Annotated in this window: 16 protein-coding genes; all 16 read left to right on the top strand. The window is 47.6% G+C overall.

Annotated features, from left to right (window positions below):
- The first annotated feature begins 33 nt into the window (after positions 1-33).
- The gene (locus tag BUB19_RS05770; protein ID WP_073093525.1) at positions 34-1,557 is read left to right on the top strand and encodes a SusD/RagB family nutrient-binding outer membrane lipoprotein; all 1,524 of its coding nucleotides are present in this window, start codon (positions 34-36) and stop codon (positions 1,555-1,557) included.
- A 63-nt stretch (positions 1,558-1,620) separates the two neighbouring features.
- Positions 1,621-2,394: an HpcH/HpaI aldolase family protein gene (locus BUB19_RS05765; protein ID WP_073093523.1), complete on the top strand. Its 774-nt coding sequence runs from the start codon at positions 1,621-1,623 to the stop codon at positions 2,392-2,394.
- Positions 2,394-3,824, top strand: coding sequence for a GntP family permease (locus BUB19_RS05760; protein ID WP_073093796.1), 1,431 nt, complete (start codon positions 2,394-2,396; stop codon positions 3,822-3,824). The genes BUB19_RS05765 and BUB19_RS05760 overlap by 1 nt, the downstream gene beginning before the upstream one ends.
- Positions 3,825-3,849: 25 nt before the next feature.
- Positions 3,850-5,010, top strand: a complete 1,161-nt coding sequence (locus BUB19_RS05755) for a mannonate dehydratase (protein ID WP_084096995.1) — start codon at positions 3,850-3,852, stop codon at positions 5,008-5,010.
- 64 nt (positions 5,011-5,074) lie between these two features.
- Positions 5,075-5,953 (top strand): 2-hydroxy-3-oxopropionate reductase, encoded by an 879-nt coding sequence (locus BUB19_RS05750; protein ID WP_073093521.1) that lies wholly within the window; start codon positions 5,075-5,077, stop codon positions 5,951-5,953.
- A 33-nt stretch (positions 5,954-5,986) separates the two neighbouring features.
- Positions 5,987-7,300 carry an enolase C-terminal domain-like protein gene (locus tag BUB19_RS05745; protein WP_073093519.1) on the top strand — a complete coding sequence of 438 codons (1,314 nt, stop codon included), beginning with the start codon at positions 5,987-5,989 and terminating at the stop codon, positions 7,298-7,300.
- Positions 7,301-7,545: 245 nt separating this feature from the next.
- On the top strand, positions 7,546-8,130 hold the full coding sequence (locus BUB19_RS05740) for an RNA polymerase sigma factor (protein WP_073093517.1): 585 nt from the start codon (positions 7,546-7,548) through the stop codon (positions 8,128-8,130).
- Positions 8,131-8,269: 139 nt separating this feature from the next.
- Positions 8,270-9,277, top strand: coding sequence for a FecR family protein (locus tag BUB19_RS05735; RefSeq protein ID WP_084096993.1), 1,008 nt, complete (start codon positions 8,270-8,272; stop codon positions 9,275-9,277).
- 86 nt (positions 9,278-9,363) lie between these two features.
- On the top strand, positions 9,364-12,897 hold the full coding sequence (locus tag BUB19_RS05730) for a SusC/RagA family TonB-linked outer membrane protein (protein ID WP_073093513.1): 3,534 nt from the start codon (positions 9,364-9,366) through the stop codon (positions 12,895-12,897).
- Positions 12,898-12,902: 5 nt separating this feature from the next.
- Positions 12,903-14,483 (top strand): SusD/RagB family nutrient-binding outer membrane lipoprotein, encoded by a 1,581-nt coding sequence (locus tag BUB19_RS05725; protein WP_073093511.1) that lies wholly within the window; start codon positions 12,903-12,905, stop codon positions 14,481-14,483.
- A 300-nt stretch (positions 14,484-14,783) separates the two neighbouring features.
- Complete coding sequence (locus BUB19_RS05720) at positions 14,784-15,635, top strand: RraA family protein (RefSeq protein ID WP_394333876.1); 852 nt, start codon at positions 14,784-14,786, stop codon at positions 15,633-15,635.
- Between the two features lie 102 nt (positions 15,636-15,737).
- Positions 15,738-17,015: a mandelate racemase/muconate lactonizing enzyme family protein gene (locus BUB19_RS05715; RefSeq protein ID WP_073093509.1), complete on the top strand. Its 1,278-nt coding sequence runs from the start codon at positions 15,738-15,740 to the stop codon at positions 17,013-17,015.
- A gap of 29 nt (positions 17,016-17,044) precedes the next feature.
- The gene (locus BUB19_RS05710; RefSeq protein ID WP_073093507.1) at positions 17,045-18,520 is read left to right on the top strand and encodes a mandelate racemase/muconate lactonizing enzyme family protein; all 1,476 of its coding nucleotides are present in this window, start codon (positions 17,045-17,047) and stop codon (positions 18,518-18,520) included.
- A 114-nt stretch (positions 18,521-18,634) separates the two neighbouring features.
- Positions 18,635-19,570 carry an RraA family protein gene (locus BUB19_RS05705; RefSeq protein WP_143155918.1) on the top strand — a complete coding sequence of 312 codons (936 nt, stop codon included), beginning with the start codon at positions 18,635-18,637 and terminating at the stop codon, positions 19,568-19,570.
- 196 nt (positions 19,571-19,766) lie between these two features.
- Entirely contained in the window at positions 19,767-21,653 is a 1,887-nt protein-coding gene (locus tag BUB19_RS05700) for an aldolase/citrate lyase/malate synthase family protein (protein ID WP_073093505.1), read from the top strand.
- 23 nt (positions 21,654-21,676) lie between these two features.
- Complete coding sequence (locus BUB19_RS05695) at positions 21,677-23,380, top strand: L-lactate permease (protein ID WP_073093502.1); 1,704 nt, start codon at positions 21,677-21,679, stop codon at positions 23,378-23,380.
- Positions 23,381-23,423 lie beyond the last annotated feature (43 nt).

Genomic DNA, 23,423 nt, shown 5'->3' with positions numbered 1-23,423 from the left:
TCTCAGACCAATAAAAAAACAAATTATAAACACATGAAAAAGTTTCCAATATACCTCCTCCTATTCAGTGTCCTGTCCTGGATATCATGTGACAGCGGGTTTGATGAAATGAATGTCAATCCCAATGCGCTTACTTCCATAGAACCGGTCTATCAGTTGAATACGGCGATTGTAGCCAGTGCTCCCGTTTATGGCAATCTAAGTTATGAAACCACCATTGTCAAGCAGATGATTACGCCATTCAGTGGAGTAGGTGCTGCCGGCAATTACAATCAGGACAACAGGAATGTGGCTGCCGGAAATTGGCAGCGAGGCTACAGGGACATCATCAAGGACCTGGCAGATGCCCTGGTGGTAACGCAGGGTCGCCCCGAATACAACAACTTGTATCAATTGATCCGGATCTGGAAAGCTTACACCTTTATGATGCTGACAGACACCTATGGGGATGTTCCGTATTTTGACGCAGGAAAAGTATTTCGGGAGGGGATTACCAATCCTGAATACGATCCCCAGGAGCAAATTTACGACGATATCCTGCAGGAACTTGAAAATGCCACCGCGTCTATTGACCCGGCTGGTCCTGGTGTCCCCAGTGAAGTGTTATATTCCGGCGACCTTCAGAAATGGAAAAGACTGGGGAATTCCCTGCTGCTTAGGGCGGCCATGCGGCTAACCAAGATAAACCCTTCAAAAGCCAGAGAGTACGTAGTCAAAGCTGTGAACGGAGGACTGATGCTGGACAACAACGACAATGCAATCATCCGGCATACGGCCAATTATAACAATAATATCGGGGCACAACTGAATGGCGGACAATCCGCCTTTTTCTACCTTGCCGAAGACTTCGTTTCCTTTCTGTCGGAAAATGATGATCCCAGGCTGGCGTCAATTGCGGTCAGGTATGTCGGTGCTACAAGTGGTGCCTCCCAGAACGAAGGCACCGCCGTCAGAGACCCTGCCGTGCAGATTGGTATGCCTTTGGGGTATGACAATACCACGATCAGTGAAGCCGTGGCCGCCAGCAACCTGGCCAGCCTTTGGGATTACAGTCAATTGGACCGGACCAGAATGGCCAATCCACAGGCGCCTAGTTTTCTGGTCACGCATGCACAGACACAACTGCTCCTGGCTGAAGCTGTGGTGCGGGACTGGGTGCCGGGAGACGCAGCCATTTTGTATGCCAATGGCATCAGGGCCCATATGGAACAGTTGGCTTCCTACGGACCCTCAGTAGCTATAGCAGAAGCCGACATACAGGCTTATCTGCAGACCCATCCGCTGCTCGCCGGAGAGGAACTCGAACTGATCAATACCCAATATTGGGTGGCTACTTTCCTTTTAGGGCCTGAAGCCTGGGCAAATTTCAGGAGAAGTGGGTTTCCGGATTTATCGCCCAACCCTTATCCGGGGTCGGACCTGCAAAACGAAGAATTTATACGGCGGCTTTCCTATACCGATGCAGAAATCAATGTCAACGCCGATAATGTCCAGGCGGCCATTAGCCGACAGGGTCCCAATAACATGGATACGCGGGTTTGGTGGGATGTAGAGTAGGTTTTTGTTAATAAAATTCTAACTTTAGTCCTTTCTTCCAAATAACCACGCGATAGTTTTTCTATGAAGCAAATTAAAAAGAGATTAAAATCCGGAGAAACCCTGATAGGCTGCTGGCTGAATTTAGGCAGCTCAGTTACCGCTGAAATTGTAGGACTTTCCGGCTTCGATTGGGTATTGATAGACCTGGAGCACGGTGCCGGTGAACCTAAGGATCTGCTGCACCAGCTACAGGCCCTTGAGCATACGGCGGCAGGGGCCATTGTACGGGTAGAAAGTTACCAGAAAGAACGCATTCATCGCGTACTTGATCTGGGCGCCCAGGGTGTCATGTGCCCCCGAATCAATTCAGCTCATGAAGCGCGGACCGCCGTACAGGGTATGCATTATCCACCAAAGGGAATCCGTGGTGTCGCCAAAATGGTGCGCGCAACGGGTTTCGGTAAGGATTTTAACCGTTACAAAGCCAATACCTGGAATGAACTTTTGGGGATCATTCAAATCGAAACCCTATCGGCACTGGACGATCTTGATGAAATAGCCGCTACTCCCGGAGTGGATGTGCTCTTCATTGGCCCCGCTGATCTGACGGTGGCCATGGGAATTGATGGGGAGACCAGCCATCCCCTGTTTCTGGAAGCAGTAGATCGGATCGTAGGTGCGGCTAAAAAAGCCTCCAAGGCGGTAGGGATTTTGATCTTTGATCCTCAGGATTTTGAAAAGTACCAGGACCTGGGCATCCAACTCATTGCCTGTGGGTCTGATGCCACCTTTGTGGCCAATGGCGCCCGCGATTTACACAGTAAGCTTAGCCGATTCAAAAAGCAGACAAAATGATGCAGGATCCTTTTTTTATTTTGTTGGCAGGCATGCTGATTGTGGTAGGCGGCATTTTGGCTGGTAAGCTAAATCCCTTTATTGCTTTGCTGCTTGCAGCCCTTGTGGTGGCCTGGATGACTCCCTACGATGCAATAGTTGAGTTTGCACTTGGGAGAGGCCAATCTGAAGCTGCTGCCAATGCCCTTGCGAATACCGCTATCGGAGAAAGAATTGCCAGCGCATTTGGGAATACGGTGGGAAAAATAGGAATACTGATCGCTATGGCGGCGATCATTGGTAAATCCATGCTCATGAGTGGTGCGGCAGAGCGGATAGTGCGGGCTATTCTGGGCTTGACGGGTGAAAAAAATGCGCCTCTGGCATTTTTAAGTGGCAGTTTTTTCCTTGGGATACCGGTTTTTTTTGATACCGTTTTTTATCTGATGATACCTCTGGCAAAGGCCATGGCCATGAGATTGACGAGAAGTTACCTGCTGCTTGTGCTATGCATTACTGCCGGGGCGGCCATGGCCAACTCCCTGGTTCCCCCTACACCTGGTCCGTTGTTCCTGATTGCTGAGATGAACATTCCTATTGGAATGATGATGGTAGGCGGCTTTTTGGTTGGCCTCGTCACCATCGCGGTAGGGTATATTTTTGCCCTCTGGGCCAATAAAAAGAATCAAATTCCGCTAAGAGATTCATTGGATGCTCCACTGGCTGAAATCCAGTCACTGGCAGAAAAAGGCAGTACCCAATTGCCATCGCTTGGGGCATCCTTATCTCCCATCCTTATCCCCCTGGGCCTGATTACCGGGAGTGCCACCATCAGTACGTTCTGGGCGGAGGCAGATGCAGGTACTTTGAACATGCTGTTCAATATCATCCATTTTCTGGGAGAAAAAAACATGGCTTTGATCCTGGGCGCTCTGGCCGCTTTGTTGACTTTGTATTTTCAGCAAGACAGGGAGAGATCCGGTATGAAGGGGGCTGTTCAGGCGGCGCTGACGAGTGGAGGGGTGATCATTTTGATTACCGCAGCAGGGGGTGCCTTTGGTGCAATGCTACAGCAAACCGGGATAAGCATGCGGATAGAATCGATCACCGAAGGTTTTCAAATGGCCCTGATACCCCTGGCATTTTTTATTACCGCTCTGGTAAGAACCGCGCAGGGATCTGCCACTGTAGCCATGATAACTGCTTCTGGTATACTTTCCGGAATGTCAACAGCTTCATTGGACTACCATCAGTTGTACCTGGGGCTTTCCATTGCCTGTGGTTCCAAACTTATTCCCTGGATGAATGACAGTGGTTTCTGGATCGTATGCAAGATGAGTAACCTTACAGAAAAGGAGGCCCTGAAGACCTTTTCACCTTTACTGACAATTATGGGAGTAGTTGGATTGTTGACTATCTTGTTGGCAGCAAAGCTTTTCCCATTGGTATAAAAAAAAACAATAAACCCTTATAAAGATGAGACATTTCCTGAAAGATTTGCAAAGACGAAAATTTGTGAAATTATTTGCCTCTGGCACTGCCGGAGCCTTTGCGGCCGGTTCGACTGCTTTTGGCACGCAATATACCGAAGTTAAAAATTCCGGGCGATCTGCCGGCGCAAAGAAAGAAGTATTGATGAAGGTGGGCTGCCAGTCGGGTGGTACCTCGGAGGAAAACCTCGCTTTCAAAGCCCGGCATGGCGTATTCAACCTGGATGGTGGCATGCCCAAATTCATTGAGGGAAAGGGATGGGACCTGGAAGATTCTTTGAAGAAAAGAGAGGCTTGTGAAAAATACGGCATCAGCCTGGATGCGTATCACCTACCTTTAACTTCTGCCGGAATAGACCGGGTGATCATTCCCCATATCATGATGGGAAAAAGCCCGGAACGAGATCGGGAAATAGAAATGGTACAGCAAATGATTGAAGTAGCTGCCAAAACCGGTGTTAAGCTATTGAACTACAACACCACCATCTTACCTGTTTTGCGTACCGGCAGAACGATAGATCCGGCCAGGGGAAATGCCTCCTACAGCACCTGGAATTATGAGGAGGCCCTGAAGCGGGAGCAGCAGCTAACCAAAGCAGGAAAAGCCGATGCAGATGAAGTTTTCGAAAGAATTACCTATCTTTTGGACAGAATTCTTCCCGTAGCTGAAGAATATCAGGTCAAATTGGGAAACCACATTGCCGATCCCCCTGTGCCCGATGCCTATAATGGCGTCATGCGGTGGAACAGCCCGGAGGTTTTTGAAGGTATCAAGAGGTTTGCTCAATTGTACGATAGCCCTTATCATGGATTCAATTTCTGTATCGGTTCGATTGCAGAAGGACTGAGAGACCCAAAGAATGATATTTTCCCGATTATTGACTGGGTAGGAAAAAGAAAGCAGATTTTCAATATTCATTTAAGGAATATCAAAGGGAGCTACAACAATTTTCAGGAAGTGTATCCGGATAATGGGGAAATGAATTTCTTTCATGTAATCCGTGCCTTACGGGATGTTGGATTTGATGGCATGGTGATGCCGGATCATGTTCCCCAGCATGAGGCAGAGGGTGCCGGATTACAGGCCTTTGCCTTTGCCTACGGTTATATTATCGGATTGCTACAGGCGGTCAGGGATGAGTCCTGAGGTCCGTTGAATAGGTATCGTTCAGAATTAAATTTAATATAGTACGGATAAATTGTAAGTAATTATGACAAAAGTAGGATTTATAGGTTTGGGAATTATGGGTAAACCCATGGCGATTAACCTGATTGACGCGGGTTATGAACTGCTGGTATTGGAAACCAATAAAGCTGCCGGCGATTTGACGCACAAGGGTGCAACGGCATTTTCCACCTGTAAAGAATTAGCTGAAAACGCAGAAATTACGATTACCATGTTGCCCGATTCTCCCGAAGTAAAGGAAGTGGTTTTTGGTGAGGAGGGAGTATTGCAGGGCATAAAGCCAAAGAGCATTTTCGTTGACATGTCGACGATCGCGCCATCAACCGCAAGGGAAGTGGCTGCGGCCATGAAAGAGAGGGGTGTGGAAGCGCTGGATGCCCCGGTATCAGGAGGGCAGGTTGGAGCAGAGTCAGGCAATCTTTCCATTATGGTAGGTGGAAGTCAGCAGGCCTTTGATCAGGTTAAACCCTTGTTTGAAATAATGGGTAAAAGCGCTGTTTTGATCGGCGATGCCGGAGCAGGACAGATGACCAAAGCCTGCAACCAAATGATTGTTGGTATGACCATACAGGCGGTGGCAGAATCCTTTACACTTGCCAAAAAGGCCGGTGTAGATCTGGAAAAAATGAGGGAAGCATTGCTGGGCGGGTTTGCACAAAGCAGGATCCTGGACCTGCATGGGCAGCGAATAATCGACCGGAATTTTGATCCGGGATTTAAGGTGAAATTGCACCGCAAAGACATGAATATCGCTTTAATGGCTGGTAAGGAATTTAAGGTGCCGCTTTATGGTTCAGCCCTGGTCGCCAGCCATATGGATGCAGTCCTGGCAGCCGGCCTGGATGAAAAAGACCATAGTGCTCTGGCTTTATTGATGGAAAAACTTAGTGGACTCGGAGAATAGGCTGGGTCCATCTTATACACCATAGGTTTATTTATGAACGTACAGAATTCAGGTCATGGCCCTGTGATCAGGGAAATGCGGATTACTCCCATTGCCATTACAGACCCTCCACTGCTCAATGCAGCAGGACTACATGCACCCTATGCCTTGCGAACAATTGTAGAACTGGAAACTGCGGACGGCATCGTGGGTGTAAGCGAGATTCCAGGTAATGAATCCACCGACGAAGCTTTAAGACTGGCAGAGCATATTGTGGTGGGTAAAGATGTGTACCAATTGGGTAGGCTTCAGCAGGAACTCGAAGTCAGGTTCGGTAAAGATACCAGCAAGGATCGTGGAGATGCACCCTGGGATCAAAGAAGACTGGTGCATGTCTTCTCGGCATTGGAAGTGGCCTGTCTGGACATCATTGGAAAGCTTGTCAACAGGCCTGTTGCAGATCTTTTGGGGGGAAGAATGAGGGATGCGGTACCCTTTGCAGCATACCTTTTCTTCAAATATGAGGGTGCGGGAGGGAAGCTCGGCTTTTCCGTCGACCCCAATGCAATTGGCTGGGCGGCAGCCAGACAGCAACAAGCGATAGATCCGGAGGGAATTGTTGCGCAGGCCCGTGCCATGTGTGAGGCCTATGGTTTTCAATCTATCAAACTCAAAGGAGGTGCTTTTGCACCGGATATAGAAGTGGCCTGCATGCATGCGCTCCATCAGGAATTCGGGGAAGCAATGCCGCTGCGCTTTGATCCTAATGCCATATGGAAGCCGGAAACCGGATTGAAATATGGAAGAGAAATGGAGTCCATACTGGAATACCTGGAAGATCCGGTACGTGGTCAGGAAAACATGGCCTGGCTGCGCCAAAAACTTCGGACACCACTGGCGACAAATATGTGTACTACCTCCTTTGATGAGATCCCTGCAAGTATAGCCCTTGGATCAGAAGACATCATCTTGAGCGATCATCATTTCTGGGGCGGATTAAGGGCTTCCATGGAATTGGCGAGGCTCTGCACTACTTTCGGCCGCCAGCTTTCTATGCATTCAAACAGCCATCTGGGAATATCCCTGGCCGCAATGGTCCACCTTGGGGCGGCGCTGCCCCATCTTCCCTATGCCCTTGATACCCATTATCCCTGGCAATCAGAAGAAATCATCGCTGGTGGCCCACTGAAATTTCAGGATGGGGAGGTGCCCGTACCGGCAGGACCCGGATTAGGAGTGGACCTGGATCGGGATGCCCTGGCAAGACTTCATCAGCAGTATCTGGACTGCGGCTTGAAAATGAGGAATGATGAAATTGAAATGCAGAAAATCCACCCCAAATGGACCTTTAAAAAAACCAGGTGGTAGCCTTTTGATTTATCTCGATCACGAGTGATTCAAATCATTTACTCTGTCCGAAGAAAAGAGAAATCTAAACTAAAAAATCAAGAAATAACGGTCTGGTGAATTAAAGTTTTATGTAATATTTTATAGTTACTTGAATTTTTTATATTTTTTACAATTTACAGTTTTGTATCACAATATTTGCCCAATAAAATTGTGGGAATCATGAAAATTGATTTAATTGTATAGATTAATGCGATCTGCTCACAATGTACAAGGCTACTGACCAGGATATACCTAAATTGGTAAAAATGCTGAAAGGCGGTGATGAAGCTGCTTACATGGAGCTGTTTGAACTTTTTACCCCCAAAATCTATCGCAGCAGTCGGAAAATGAACCTGGGGCATGAAGATGCAGAAGAAATTGTGCAGGAGGTATTTCTCAAGGTATGGCATTACCGAAAGGAACTCAATGAAGCTTTGTCTTTCAACGCCTATCTCCTTACCATCATGCGCTCACTCATTTTCAAAAAATCCAGGAGACTAGCCCTTGAAATAGCCTTTCGAAAGTACCGCATTAAAGACAGCTCCTTTGTCTATTCGCCGACAGAAGACGACATATTTCGTAAAGAATTGGCTGATTTTTCTGAAACGCTCATTGCCAAACTTCCAAAAGGGCAACAGGAAGTGATCCACCTGAAATATATGGACAACCTAACGGCTGATGAAATAGCGGCAAAACTTCATCTTTCCAAACGAACAGTAGAAAACCAACTGTACAAAGCGACAAAAAGGCTTAGTGACCACCTGTCGGCCAGACATATTCGGTTTTCTGATTTTCTGCAACGTCTTTGACAAAACCATAATTGAGAGAGATGATTTTTAGTTATTACGCAGCTATCTTTCTAATTCTATAAAAATAATATAAATCTTCATAACTGTCTGAGTAAATAATGAGACCTGTGGATATATCTGGCAAATTCTAGATCAGATAATGGGTGGATTTAAAGACAAGTGGAAAACTTTCTTAACGGGGCGCATGGACAGGGCTGAAGCGCGGCGTTTTCTGCATTTCCTTTTTACAAAAGATGGCGAAAAGGAAATGGAAAGCGGCATTTCGGAATTTATGGATCAGAAGGAGGAGGAAGGTTATGAAAGTGAAATTGCCTCGGTGATCGAAAATTTTAAGAAACGCAACCAGCGACATGCTGTCCAAGCATCAAAAAATAAAAATCATTGGCCGGGAAAGGGTTTACTGATCTGGGCGGCCTGTATAGGTAGTGCAATCATGATGGTATATCATGCGCCAGGTTTTCTTTCCGGATTCAATGAAACTCAGTCAGATGGCGAGAATCTGGAAAAAGCAGAAACAGTCATCAAATCAAACGGCAGAGGTCAAAAATCAAAAATCCTGATGACGGATGGTTCGATAATATACCTCAATGCATCTAGTGAATTGAGTTACTCCAGGAATTTCAGTCACAACCGGGTGGTCAGACTTACGGGGGAAGCCTATTTTGAGGTGGCAAATGACAGCTTAAATCCATTCAGGGTGATAACAGGAGAGATCGAAACCGTAGCTCTGGGCACAGCATTCAATATCAATGCATATAGAGAAGAGCAGGTACAAGTAGCCCTTGCTTCGGGCAAAGTTTTGGTCGAACACCAGGAAAACAGAAATAGCGTATTCCTGAACCCAGGACAATCTACGGAATTCCAGCCCGAAGGCGGGAAATTGAAGGTGCTGCCTGTAGATACGCATAAAATTTCCCTTTGGAAGGAAGGAATTCTTTATTTCGAGAAAAAACCCTTTCCAGACCTGATTCCGCTGTTGGAAAACTGGTACAACGTAGATATAGAAATCCGTGGGACCATGCCGGATGACAGGTGTACCGGGAGGTTTGAGAAAAAAGAATACTTAAGCAATGTTTTAAAGGTACTGGAACATTCTATTGGTTTCAGTTTTGAAATTGAAGGTAGTAAAGTCATCATTTACAATTAGTTTCCTATGAAAAATTATTCCCCCTGATTAATACCGGTACATCCGCGCGTATTTGATACAGATCATTTCAGTAAACCCCAAATCCTATGAACCAAAAACTATTACACAAGGCGAGGCTAAATTCAATTCTCATTTTGGGATGGGCATCCCTATTGGTATTGCCCCACAGCCTGGCGGCCAAAGAGCCGGCAAAAAGTATTGAGGAGGTGATGATTACCCTGGAAAAGCAAGAGGGTAAACTTCAGGAATTCTTCCACAGTATCGAGGACAAAACCGACTATCGGTTTTTCTATACCGATCAGGGACTGATCGATGACGAAATTTTCAAAATACCAATCGCTAGTGGAAGTGTTGCTGACATTTTAAAGGAGCTTGCACAGAAAAAGAAATTACATTTCCGGCAGGTCAACAACAATATCAGTGTCAGGTATTCAAAAAAGGCTTTTGCAGCCCAAAGTATTGAGGTGAGGATAACTCCAGCTGATATCGAGGTCAGCGGCAAAGTAACTACCCAGGAAGGAGAGCCGCTCCCGGGGGTGGCCGTTTCTATTGCAGGGACTACCGTAGGGACCATTACCAATATTGACGGAGATTATCAGATCCTTGCACCGGAAGATGGCACCCTGGTCATTTCGTATATAGGATTTGCCACCCAAAGGGTGCAGGTAAATTCCAGGTCCATTATCAATATCACACTGGTGGAGGACATTGCCGCCTTAGAGGAAGTGGTGGTTACCGCTTTGGGTATAGAACGGGAGGCCAAAAGTCTGGGTTACGCCACTTCCAGTGTTGATTCCGAGGAGATGACGATAAACAGGACGCCCAATTTCATGAATGCCTTGCAGGGTAAAGTGGCAGGCGTCAATATCAGCAGCATGAGTACAGGGCCAGCGGGTACCAGCAAAATTAGGATCCGGGGCCAGTCCTCCTTTGGAGGTCAAAACCAGCCTTTGGTGGTCGTCAATGGGGTTCCGGTAGACAATACCAATTTTGGTGCCCAACAGAATAACCGGGGCTCAGATGCCGCGAATACAGACCGGGGAAGGACCAGGGTGTCTGACGGAGGGGACGGATTGTCCAGTATCAACCCGGATGATATCGAATCGATGACGGTGTTGAGAGGTGCGGCGGCCTCTGCCCTTTACGGGGCCAGGGCCAAAGATGGCGTCATCATGATCACTACAAAACAGAGAAGCAGAGAAGAAGGGATCGGCGTAGAGTTCAACACGAATTTCACCACCGATTCTCCGGTAGATTTTACCGATTTTCAATATATCTACGGGCAGGGAGAGAATGGTTCCAGACCTACCTCCCCCAATCCCACTTCCGGAGTCTGGAGCTTTGGAGAACGGTTGGACCAGGGCTTGACACAGGTATTGTTTGACGGGGTTGAGCTTCCCTACGTTGCCCAACCGAGCCATGTAAAAACCTTTTACGAAACAGGACATACCTTTACCAATACGGTCACTGTTTCCTCGGGGGGAGAATTTGGTGGTTTCAATTTGTCTGTGTCCAACCTGGATAACAAGAGCATCGTGCCCAACTCGGACTACAATAGAAAAACGATCAATCTGGGTTTTACCCAGGAAATCGCCAAGAAACTGGTGGTTTCTGGAAATATCAATTATTCTCTGGAGCAGATCAAAAATCCTCCGCAGATTGCAGAGCAGGACATGAGTACGCCTACTACATTGAATACGCTGGCCAATTCCATGCCGCTGTGGTTGATGAGAGAGAAAATGGCGGATGCTAATGGCAATGAATATGTGTTTTCCAGATTTAGAAACCGGACAAACCCCTACTGGGCTACCTTCGAAAAATTTGACAACATTCGCAAAGACCGGGTTTTTGGCAACATCACGGCAAGATACAATCTCACCGATTGGTTATTTGTCCAGGGCAGGATTGGGCAGGATTTTTACGCACGCGATCAGGAGTACAATTTTCCCACCGGAACGGCCTCTCTGCCAAATGCCCCTGAGGGTTTCGTAAATGGTGAGTACGTTCAGGATAACCGCCGCTTCCGGGAGGTCAACGCCGACTTTTTAATCGGGGCCAACCATACTTTTGGTGATTTTGCTGCCAGCCTTACGCTGGGAGGCAACCAAATGTACCGCAGAATGGATCGGAACAACGTGCTTGTCAACGATTTTGTAGTACGGGACCTGTACACGGTCATGAATGGGAGAATCAAAGATCCCATATACGAAATTTCTGAAAGACAGGTAAATTCCCTCTACGGCATGATGGAGCTGTCGTATAAAGATTATTTGTTTTTAAATGGTACGGTAAGAAACGATTGGTTTTCTACCCTTTCACCGCAAAACAGAAGCATTTTGTATCCCTCGGTGACCGGAAGCTTCGTTTTTTCCCAGCCATGGACCAATTTCCCCGAATGGATTTCCTTCGGAAAAATCCGGGCGGGATACGCAGAAGTGGGTAGCGATACCGATGTAAGTCCCTATGCCGATAACCTTTTTTACCGGGTGGAAAACAATCAATTTCCCAATCCATCAGGACAAATGCAGCCTATAGGAATAATCAATGCATCTACTGTCCCCAATGCAAACCTGCGACCGATGCGCGTATCTGAATGGGAAACCGGACTGGAAATGAAGTTTTTTAACAATCGGCTTGGTCTTGATCTGACCTATTATAACAAGCTGACCACCGATCAGATATTGGGTGCCCAGGTGTCTGATGCTTCCGGGTATACCAATCAACTGGTCAACGTGGGCGAAAGCCAAAACAAGGGGCTTGAAGTTTTGCTTTCGGGGGTTCCGGTCCAAGCCGGCAGTTTCATGTGGGAAACCAGCATCAATGCTTCCTACAACCAAACCGAGACACTGAGGCTTGGTCTTACGGAGGGTGATAGCGTCATCACCGTCGGAGCGGCTATTTTCGGTGGAGAGCTGCGCCAGGTGGTCGGTCAGCCCATGGGACAGATTTACGGCTTTGGATACCTGCGTGATCCGGAAGGCAATATGGTGTTTGATGCCAATAATGGACGTCCCCTGCGGACCCCTCTGCAGATACCTTTTGGATCTGCAATCCCGGTATGGGTGGGTGGCTTTATGAATACTTTCCATTATAAAAACCTGTCCCTGTCCATGCTTATTGATTTCAAGCTTGGCCACAAGCTGCTTTCCGGTACCAATTTCAATGTCTGGAGGCATGGATTGCACAAAGGCACCCTGGAGGGAAGAGAAGAGGGTTTTGTCATTGGCGACGGCGTCAAAATCGTAAGTCAGGAAAGGGATGAAAATGGACAGGTGATCAATACGGTTTATGCACCCAATGACGTCCAGGCAGAGACACAGACCTTTTACGAAACCGTACGCTCGGCCAATATGGTAGAAGAATTTATCTACAATGCAGGATATTGGAATCTCAGACAGGTATCGCTGGGATACAATTTTACCCCACATCTGCCCGAAAACTTTTTTATCCGGAATTTGCGACTGAATATCGTTGGCAACAATGTGCTGTTCATTAAGAAATGGACCCCCAACATTCATCCGGAACAATTGGGATTTGCCTCTGACAACCTTATCGGAATGGAGGCGCATGGGCTTCCGATCACTAGAAGTATTGGATTTAATTTAAATTTTAAATTTTAATCGACATGAAAGGTATACTAAAAAACCTGCTGGTCTTTCTTATAGTCCTCAATGTATTGCCAGCCTGCGATGATGGGTTCGATGAGATGAATATCAATCCCGTACAACCTACATCGCTTGACCCGATTTACCTGATGAACAGGGCCGCCCTGTTTTCCACACCCTCAGGCACTTCCCTTACCTATGAGATTGCCATTGTGCAGCAGATCGTATCTCCCAACGGCGGGGTGTTAGCTGGTGGAAACTTCAATCAGCTCAACAGGGCTTTTTCTATCGGTACCTGGAACAAATATTACCGGGATGTACTCAAGCATACCACGGATGTAAAGCGCATGACCGCAGATGATCCTGAACGGGCAAACCTATACCACATGGCCCGGATCCTCCACTCGCTGGCAGCGATGATACTGACCGATACCTTTGGTGACGTACCCTATTCGGAGGCCAGTCTCGGGTATCTGGAAGGAGAAATAGATCCGGTATATGATCCGCAAGAGCAAATATATCTCGATATTCTTGCGGAATTGGAGCAGGCTACTGCCGGCCTGAGTGCCAACGGCACCATCGAGACCGGCGATATTTTTTACGGCGGCACCATTGAAAAGTGGAAAAAGCTGGGGTATTCTCTCATGCTCCGCGCAGCCATGAGACACACCAAGGTGGATCTGGCCAGGGCCAGGGAATGGACTGAAAAAGCTGTTGCAGGTGGTGTAATGACTTCAAATGAGGACAATATGAAAATTATCCATGACTTCAACTATGCCAACGAAATTGGAAACACTTTGAATGCCACAGAAGCCAATAACTATTACCTGGCGGCTCCCTTCCAACAATTTCTGAGTGAAAATGACGACCCCAGGCTGGGGTCAATAGCGGTCCGGTTTATCGGAGCGGGCAGCGGACCGGATCAGAACAGTGCGCTGAATGGAAACCCGCCTGCCGGTGTAACTTTATCGAGAGATCCGGCAGACCAGCTCGGTATGCCAATGGGCTATGACAATCAGACAATAGGCTCGGTAGTCAATAATCTGGGTTTGAGAAGTTTCTATGAATTCTCTCAGGTAGACAGGACCAGAATGGTGGCAAGAGATGCACCTATTTTTCATGTAACCTATGCGCAGACTTCACTTCTGCTTGCCGAAGCGGCTGTCAGAGGTTGGATTTCAGCTGATCCGGCTGATTTATTTGCTCAGGGAATTCGCGCAAATATGGAACAATATGCTACCTATGGCGATAATGTAGCTATACCCGAATCTTCCATTTCCGCCTATATTGAAGCCCATCCGCTGAACATGGCGGATGCCATGGAACAGATCGGAAACCAGTATTGGGTGGCCTCCTTTTTGAATGGTTATGAAGCTTTTGCCAATTTTCGCCGGACAGGCTATCCCAACCTGACGCCAAATCCCTATCCCGGAAGCGATATCAATGGAGATTTTATCAGAAGGCTCTCTTATCCCGATTCTGAATTTTCCGTAAACAACGAGAATGTACAGGCAGCATTGAGCCGGCAAGGGCCCGATGACCTTGACTCAAGAGTTTGGTGGGATGCGAACTCCGGTAGTGAGATGGCCATTATCCAATAAAAAGATGTACCTTAAAGGGCAGTTTGATTCTATCAAATTGCCCTCTTTAAATTGCGTTGCAGTGATTCCCTGACAGATTACTTGCCCTTTCCCATGATCCAGCCAAAGGATAGGGAAATGGCGCACTCAGGGGTAAGTCTCAGGTGGAGGTTTTTCCAAAGGCAGGGGAACATGAATATTGAAAAAAATAAATACAGACCTATGAAAATGAAGACATTTTTACTAACCAGATTTTTCTTTCTTACAACATTGATCTTTTCATCGATAGATGCGAATAGCCAACAAATATCCAAAGAGGAAATGCTCTTTCTAACACCTCTTTGGGAGGGGGAAAGATTTGAAGATGGCAGACCTAAGGTGCCGGATGATATTATAGAACGCATGAAAGAGGTGACTCATGACGAGGCTTGGGCGGTGATGAAAAATGAAGGCTACCGCTATCAGTACGCAGAAGGCTGGGAAACCATTCATCCGGACAGTATACTGGTCGGCCGGGCAGTGACCGCTACATTTATGCCCGGCAGACCGGATATTCATGATGCCATTGATGAAAGAGGGAAAGCCGAGGGGAAAAAAGGCCAAAACTCCTGGCCGGTAGATCTGCTTGTACAGGGAGATGTGTATGTAGCCGACCAGTTTGGAGCGCATGTGGACGGGCCTACGATAGGAGACAACGTGGGTAATGCCATTTATGCGCGCTCAGGAAATGGCATCGTATACGATGGAGCCATCAGGGACATCGTAGGCTTAAAGGAAATAGCCGGATTTACCTCTTTTTTTACCAGCTATCACCCATCTCACCATAACCAGAGAGGAAATCTGAACACCATGCTCACCGGCATTAACAAACCGACAAAGGTCCGGCAGGTGACCGTAATGGCAGGAGATGTAGTGCTGGGCCGGGACGGTGCCGTTTCCTTTATTCCGCCCCATCTGGCAGAAAAAGTGGTAGTGACCTCAGAAATTGTCCGGTTGAGAGACATGTTTGGTCACGAAAGATTACGTGCCGGCGTGTACACTGCCGGCCAGATCGATACCCGTTGGTCTGAGGAAATTGAACGGGATTTTTCGGGTTGGCTAAACGAACATATTGATGAGCTGCCGGTGCCCAGAGAACAGATTCAGGAGATTCTGAAAAACAGAACCTGGTAATCCTTATGTCTTCAATTGATTGAATCAAACCATCCTTCCCCCGGTAGCGCCAGGCAGAGCCAGGCCATAGGGGCAGTTTTGTGAACCTCAAAATATACCAGAATGAAAAACAAATTGAACAGAAGATCTTTTCTTTCCAAGACTGCTTTGGCCGGGATAACCGGCGCAGCCTTCCTGTCCCAATACGGTTCAGGACTATCCGCTGCCGTGGAAAGAATGCCTTCAGCCTCCAATCCCTCCGATTTGAAAATTACAGATGTGAAATGCGGATATGTACGCGGCGCGCTGTATGTGAAAGTATACACCAATCAGGATATATGGGGATGTGGCGAGGCAGTCGATGCCATTCACGGTACCTACCACCTGGTGCAGCGATTGGGTAACCAGATAAAAGGGCAAAATCCCCTCAACCCCAACAGGCTTGCAGAGCAATTGAGAAAGGGGGCATTTTTTGGTGGAGCGCAGTCCGGGGTTTTTGTCGCCGTGCTTACGGCCATAGAAACAGCACTATGGGATATTACCGGAAAAGTTTTCAATGTACCTGTATATCAATTACTTGGTGGGAAATTTAGGGATCAGATCCGGGTGTACTGTGATACTGCTCTTTACACAGCCACTAATCCTTCTCCGGCAGACTATGCCAAAGCTGCCAGAGGAGCCGTGGATCGGGGATATACTGCAGTCAAATTCGATGTAGACGATGCCCGTGATCCCAATAAATACGATCGGTTCAATTGGACCGCCAGCCCTGCCGAAATAGAAAGGATGTACAATGCCATTGCCGCAGTGAGGGAGGAAGTGGGCCCCAATATAGATATATGCGTGGACATGCACGGCCGGTATGATTTTATTACAGGCGTGAAAATGGCCCAGAAATATGAGGACCTGGACCTGATGTGGCTGGAAGAGCCGCTTCCGGCAGACAACCCGGACCTGTACCAGAAACTCACCAAAGAAACCTCCACTCCGATCTGTACAGGTGAAAACATCTATTTGGCGTACGGCTTTGTCAATTTGTTGCAACAGGGCGGGGCAGACATCATCATGCCGGATATTCAAAAGGCGGGAGGTTTGGGTGAAGCGCAGCGCATTGCCAACCTGGCCAATCTGTACTACGTACCGTTCAGTCCGCATATGGTGGCATCCTTTTTAGGTGCCATGGCTTCTTGTCATGTATGTGCCTCTGTACCCAATTTTCAGATCATGGAGTGGCAGATCTATATGGATACCGATCAGCTTTGGCAGGATATAGTCAGCTACGACGGACCGAGAACCGAAAACGGATTCATCACTCTCTCAGAAAAACCCGGCATTGGTGTGGAAATCAACGAAGAAGGCATGAGAAAGTATGCGGTAAAGGGCGTTCCCTTTTTTGAATAGCCAAATAGCATTAAACAAATCCAGATACCATGAAACCATATCACAATCCCAAATTTAACGATTTATTCTCTTTTCGTGCAGCCGGCGCTGCCAAAGAGAGAAATAAGGCCGGATCCCATGAGAAGTCAGTACCTTCAAGAAGGGATTTTCTCCAGAAAGCCGGCATTGGCGGTCTGAGCCTTGGCGCTTTTATGTTTCAACCCATAGAGGAAACCCTGGCCCACAGTACCCAAAACGTAAATAGAAACTCAAGTCCGTCAGACCTGCGGATTACCGATCTTCGCATTGCGGAGGTAGCCGGTGCCCCGATGCGCTGTCCCATCATCCGAATAGATACCAACCAGGGAATTTATGGATTGGGGGAAGTAAGAGACGGTGCCAGTGCCCGGTATGCCCTTGTTTTAAAAAGCCGCTTGCTGGGTGAAAATCCCTGCCAGATTGAAAGGATTTTTAAAAGAATCAAACTATTTGGAAACCACGCCCGGCAGGCCGGTGGCGTATGCGCTGTAGAAATGGCGCTTTGGGATCTGGCAGGAAAAGCATACAATATACCGGTTTATCAAATGCTGGGGGGTAAATATCGCGACGAAATTCGTTTGTATTCAGATACCACGCAATCCAGAGATCCTGAAGTTTTCGCTGACCGCCTGAAAGCAAGAATGGATATGGGCTACACCTTTCTCAAAATGGATTTTGGGGTGCAGATGATTCGGGAAAATGAAGGCTCAGTGGTGAATACCAAAGCCTTTGAAAAAGGCAACCAATGGGACTCGGAGTATGGCAGCTATGGCAGGACAGCACATCCATTTACCGGAGTGCAACTCACGGACAAAGGGGTGTCGGAGATGGTGGAGTACGTAGCCGCGGTAAGAAGAAAAGTGGGCTATGACATACCTTTGGCTGCGGACCACTTCGGTCATTTTGATTATAAAGAGTGCATCCGCCTGGGAGAAGCGCTGGAGCCATATCGCCTGGCCTGGCTCGAGGATATGGTGCCCTGGTTTTATACAGAAAAATGGAAACAAATTACCGATGCGATCAAAACGCCTACGCTAACCGGCGAAGATATCTTTCTGAAAGAAGAATTTATCAAACTGATTGACGCAAGGGCTATTGACATGATACAGCCGGATCTGGCTTCCTCCGGGGGTATACTGGAAACCAAAAAAATCGGAGACTATGCAGAAGAAAAAGGCATACCCATGGCCATGCATTTTGCAGGTACGCCCGTTTCCTTTATGGCCAACATCCATTGCGCTGCAGCCACCGAAAATTTCATTTCACTCGAACACCATTCTGTAGATATTCCCTGGTGGGAAGACCTGGTGCAAGGTATTCCCAAGCCATTGGTGATAGATGGATTTGCCAGAGTGCCAGAAGGACCGGGACTCGGTGTCGAGCTGAATGAAGAGGTGATCAAACAACACCTGGTGGAGGGCACGGAATATTTTGCGCCAACTGAAGAATGGAATACGGACCGTTCAAACGACAGGTGGTGGAGCTGATGCTATTATAATCAAAGACAGCAGAGCAGAAATCATTCGGATAAAAGGATGGTTTCGGGTTGCTTTCTTAGCATCTTTTCAAGAAATTGACCAAAAAAACTATTTAAACCTAAAATGATGGATAAATTAACACTTGTATGTTTGGTTTTGTGCTTCACTTTTTCAGGAATGGGATTTTCCCAGCAGGTTACACCCACACCGGATCAAATCATTGCCCTGACATCAGCATGGGAGGGAGAACGGTTTTCAGACGGCAGACCGAAAATTCCGGATGATTTGCTGGAGAGGCTCAAAGGAATTTCTATGGAAGAAGCCTGGGGCAATTTGCGCAACAAGGGCTATAACAACCAGTTTGAAAATGACTGGATCATCCTGAAAGAAGATGAAGTATTGACAGGCAGGGCAGTTACTGCCCAGTACATGCCCTTCAGGGAAGATGTCAATACTTTGGTCAAGGAAATCGGTAAATCAGAAAACAGAGCCCAGTCGGGGGGAACCAATTCCTGGCCCATAGATGTATTGGTAGATGGTGACGTATATGTAGCAGATGGCTACGGTAAAATTGTTGACGGCACGCTTATCGGCGACAACCTGGGAAATGCCATTTATGCGAATTCAGGTAATGGCGTTATTTTCAATGGCTCGGTCAGAGACATGGCAGGGCTCAGTAAAATTGACGGGTTTAACGCATGGATCAAAGGGCATGACCCTTCCTATATACAGGAAATGATGCTCACTACCATCAATTACCCCATCCGGATGGGCAGAGCTACCGTTTTACCTGGGGATGCCGTGTTGGCCAACAAATGGGGGGTCATATTTATACCTTCCCATTTGGTCGCCGACCTGGTGATCAATGCGGAGTTTACCGCGCTGAGAGACCAGTTTGGACATCAGCGCCTGAGAGAACAAAAATACACAGCGGGAGAAATAGACAGCCGATGGAGCGAAGCCATCAAGCAGGATTTCCTGGGCTGGCTGGAAGAGAAGCAGGATCTCCCCATGAGCAGGGAAGAGCTGGATGCTTACCTTAAAGACCGAAACTGGTAATAATTTTCTGGTAAAACCCTTTCGATCGTACTCGGGAGGGTTTTTTGTTGCCGTTCTGCCCCGGTACCTCTATAAACAGCTATAGAAATCCTTTTCAAAAAATTAACTAAATTGATTCTCAAACCCGATTCGTTAGTACAGCTTGCTCAAAAGCCTGGCTGAATTGCACGTATTTATTTAATCCCAAAAAGTAACCATGAGTGAAAAAAGTATCATTGTCCGCAACAATCTTATTAAGGAATATCAGGATGTTTATACCAGTGAATCGCTGGCGGCATTGGAGGCATTGGCCCCATTTAATGCTGAGGTAAAGAAGCTGATGGCCATACGTTTGAAGAGAAGGCGGGAGCGATACCAGAAAATGAAACGAATTGATTTTTTAGATCCGTCTACAAACATTCCAGGTACATCTATTGCTGTGAAGGATGCCAGAAGTGGCCAGTTTGAGGGAGCGCCTGTGCCGGTTGACCTGCAGCGGCAATGGGTGCAGGGTACGGGCCCGGGGGCCAAGCCCAATGCCCCATTGGAGAGCAGTATTCGCAACGTGGCCTATGCCCTGTTGTCAGGTGCCGATGGATGGATGTTTGATGGAGAGGATGCCCTGGGGCAAACCAGTACCATGTCTCTGGACAATCAACGCAACCTCAAGCTAGCCATTCACCGGGATCCGGTTTTTTTAAATGCTGCCCGGCAGGTGGCTTCTCAGATGAATGACTGGTCCCGGTCTTTTTTTGGAGAAGAGAAGATAGGGGATTTCAAATCTCAGTTGGATTTTACTACCATTATTTTTAGGGCCAGGGGTCTTCATCTGGATGACCGGCACCTCCGTATGGCTGACGGTGCATCATTTTCTGCCTCGATTGCAGATCTCGCTTTGTACGTTACCAATAACCACAAAACGCTCCGGGAAAGAGGTGCTTCTATCGTACTTTATCTGCCAAAGATCCAGACGGCCGAGGAAGCTGCTCTTTGGAACCGGATGATCACGCAATTGGAGAATCACCTTGGGCTGGAGACAGGGACAGTCAGGGTATATGTGTTGGTAGAACAGCTTGAGGCTACGTATCAGCTTATGGAAATCCGGGCAGCATTAGGCAAGCATTTCGTGGGGTACAATACCGGCAGGTGGGATTACATCAATAGTGTATCGGATGCGATGGCCTGGGATCCTGACTTCATAAACCCCAATATCGAGTCCATTGGGATGACCTACGGATACATGAGAAATTACGAGGACCGGGTCAGAAGGGCAGTCAATACGCCGGATGTCGCAGGCAATTTTGCGCTCTGGCAGGGGGGAATGGAACCCAACATACCGGTAGGATCGGAGGATGGTGTAGCCAGTAGCATGAAAAAAGCCATAGCTGGAGCGGAGAGAGAACAGGCTGAAGGCGCCAGTGGGAAGTGGGTAGCGCATTGGAAAATGGTCCATATCATCAGGCCGGTGTGGGAAAAGCATGGGCAGGCCAATCAAATGGGCAGGACATTTCCTGCTTTAACTTACACGGACAGTGATGCTGCTGGTTTGATTCTGCTTGAAGCGGCACCGAGAACTATCAGAGGTGCCAGAAATTTACTTAGTGTGGGTCTGCAATATGGCAATGCCTTCGAACAAGGCATGCAGGCGGCAGCCCTAAAGCCGGCTGATTTTTTTGGCGACGACAACGTACTCTACCTGATGGAAGATATGGCTACAGGGGAGATCCGGCTGAGTATACTTTGGGAATGGCTACACAAAAAGGCGGAAATTACGGAAGACGATCCAGGAACGGGCCTAATAAAGGGTACTGTTTTTTCGGAATCCATATTCCGGAAATTGCTTGAAGAAGAATACAATAAGTTATTGAATGCCAGAGATAAAGATGTGCATACTTTATCTAAAGAAACAACCCTTCCCATAGCAAGGGAAATCGTGGAGGTCTATGTGAATGAGACGATAAAAATTCCCTGGTTTATCGATTTACTGAATATCAACCTGAATAACCATGATTTGAAGACAGCCAGGGAAAGGATTAATCTTTATGTGAAAAAATTAAAAGAGCAGGGCGAGCGGGTTACCGAAAATCTGGATTTTAAGCTTTAGCGATCGAATTACTCAGCCAATCCATGTCCACAGATCTTTTGTTTTTCCTGGCACTTTTTCCGATTTTATCGGCTGCTGTCATGTTGGTTGGTTTTCGCCTTTCGGCCAGACTTACCATGCCACTGATTTTTTTGCTGACCTCCGCATTGGCTTTCGTGTTTTGGAAAATGTCCCTGCTGACCATTCTGGCTGCCACGATTCAGGGTTTTTTTATCACTTTTGATATCCTCTATATTGTGTTTGCGGCGATATTGCTGTTGAATTTATTGAAGTATTCCGGAGGGGTAGATAGCATACGCAATGGATTTCGGGGGATCAGCGCAGATAGAAGAGTGCAGGTAATCATTATTGTTTGGCTTTTCGGGTCTTTTATAGAGGGTGCAGCAGGTTTTGGTACGCCTGCGGCGATCGTCGCACCACTCCTGGTAGCTTTAGGTTTTCCGGCATTGGCAGCCGTCGTGCTGGGGATGATGGTACAGAGCACTGCGGTGACCTTTGGTGCTGTGGGCACACCTATACTGGTGGGTATAAGGGGTGGCCTGGAAAGTCCGGAACTGAATGCCAGACTCGATTTACTGGGTTGGGAATTTTCGGAAGTTTTGCTAAAGGTCACTGCCAATGCCTCCATTGTACACATGCTGGTCGGGACCTTGATGCCTTTTCTGATGGTTTTGATGCTTTGTCGTTTTTTTGGCAAAAACAGGTCATGGAGAGAAGGGGTTCAAATTTTCCCGTTTGCCTTGTTTGCAGGCTTTTCATTTACCCTTCCCTATTTGCTTACAGGACTCTACCTGGGCCCTGAATTCCCTTCTTTGATTGGGTCACTGGTCGGTTTAGCGCTGGTGGTGACGGCAGCCAGGATGGGCTTTCTTGTCCCTGCACAGGTCTGGGAAATGGAAGCTTCGGAGCGTTGGCCGGCCAGCTGGAAAGGTAGCCTGAATATTCCGGCTTCGGATTCGGCGATGTCCGACCGCAGGCTTCCCCTGATGAAAGCATGGAGTCCCTACATTCTGCTGGCCCTCCTGCTGGTTATCAGCCGTCTGCCTCAATTGCCGGTGAAGGGTTGGCTGACTGGTGTTTCCTTTGGATTGGAAGGTATATTAGGGACGGACATTTCCGGTAGCAGTACACCCTTGTATCTCCCGGGGACCATTCTTTTAATTGTTTGTTTGCTGACTTGTTTGCTGCATCAGATGAAACCTGCTGCTGTGAAGCTGGCGGCAAAAGACAGTAGCGGGATGATCCTGAAGGCAGGTGCTGTGCTGCTTTTTGCCGTAGCCATGGTACGGGTGTACATCAACTCAGGAGAAAATGACTCCGGTCTGTTGGCTATGCCCATTTTGATGGCCGAGTGGACAGCAGCCAGGGTGGGCATGATTTACCCCTTCTTTGCGCCAATGATCGGTGCCTTGGGTGCTTTTATCGCCGGAAGCAATACCGTTAGCAATTTGATGTTTAGCCTTTTTCAGTATGGTGTTGCCGACAATTTGGGTATGCCTCCGACCTGGATTCTGGCACTGCAGGCCGTAGGGGCTGCCGCAGGTAACATGATCGCCATACACAATGTAGTGGCTGCTTCAGCGACCGTAGGCCTTTTGGGCCGGGAAGGAAGTGTGCTCAGGAAAACTGTCCTGCCAACATTGTATTATTTGGTATTCACCGGATTGATCGGTATCGTTTTGATTGGTCTGGTAGGGGTAGTAGACCGTTTTCTGATCAATGTCTGATCTTTATATCATCTTTTTAGATGATATTATTTATTATCACTTA

Origin of the sequence: Cyclobacterium lianum (assembly GCF_900143075.1) — a bacterium.
GTDB lineage: Bacteria > Bacteroidota > Bacteroidia > Cytophagales > Cyclobacteriaceae > Cyclobacterium > Cyclobacterium lianum.
This window is presented reverse-complemented; position numbering and strand designations above follow the sequence as displayed.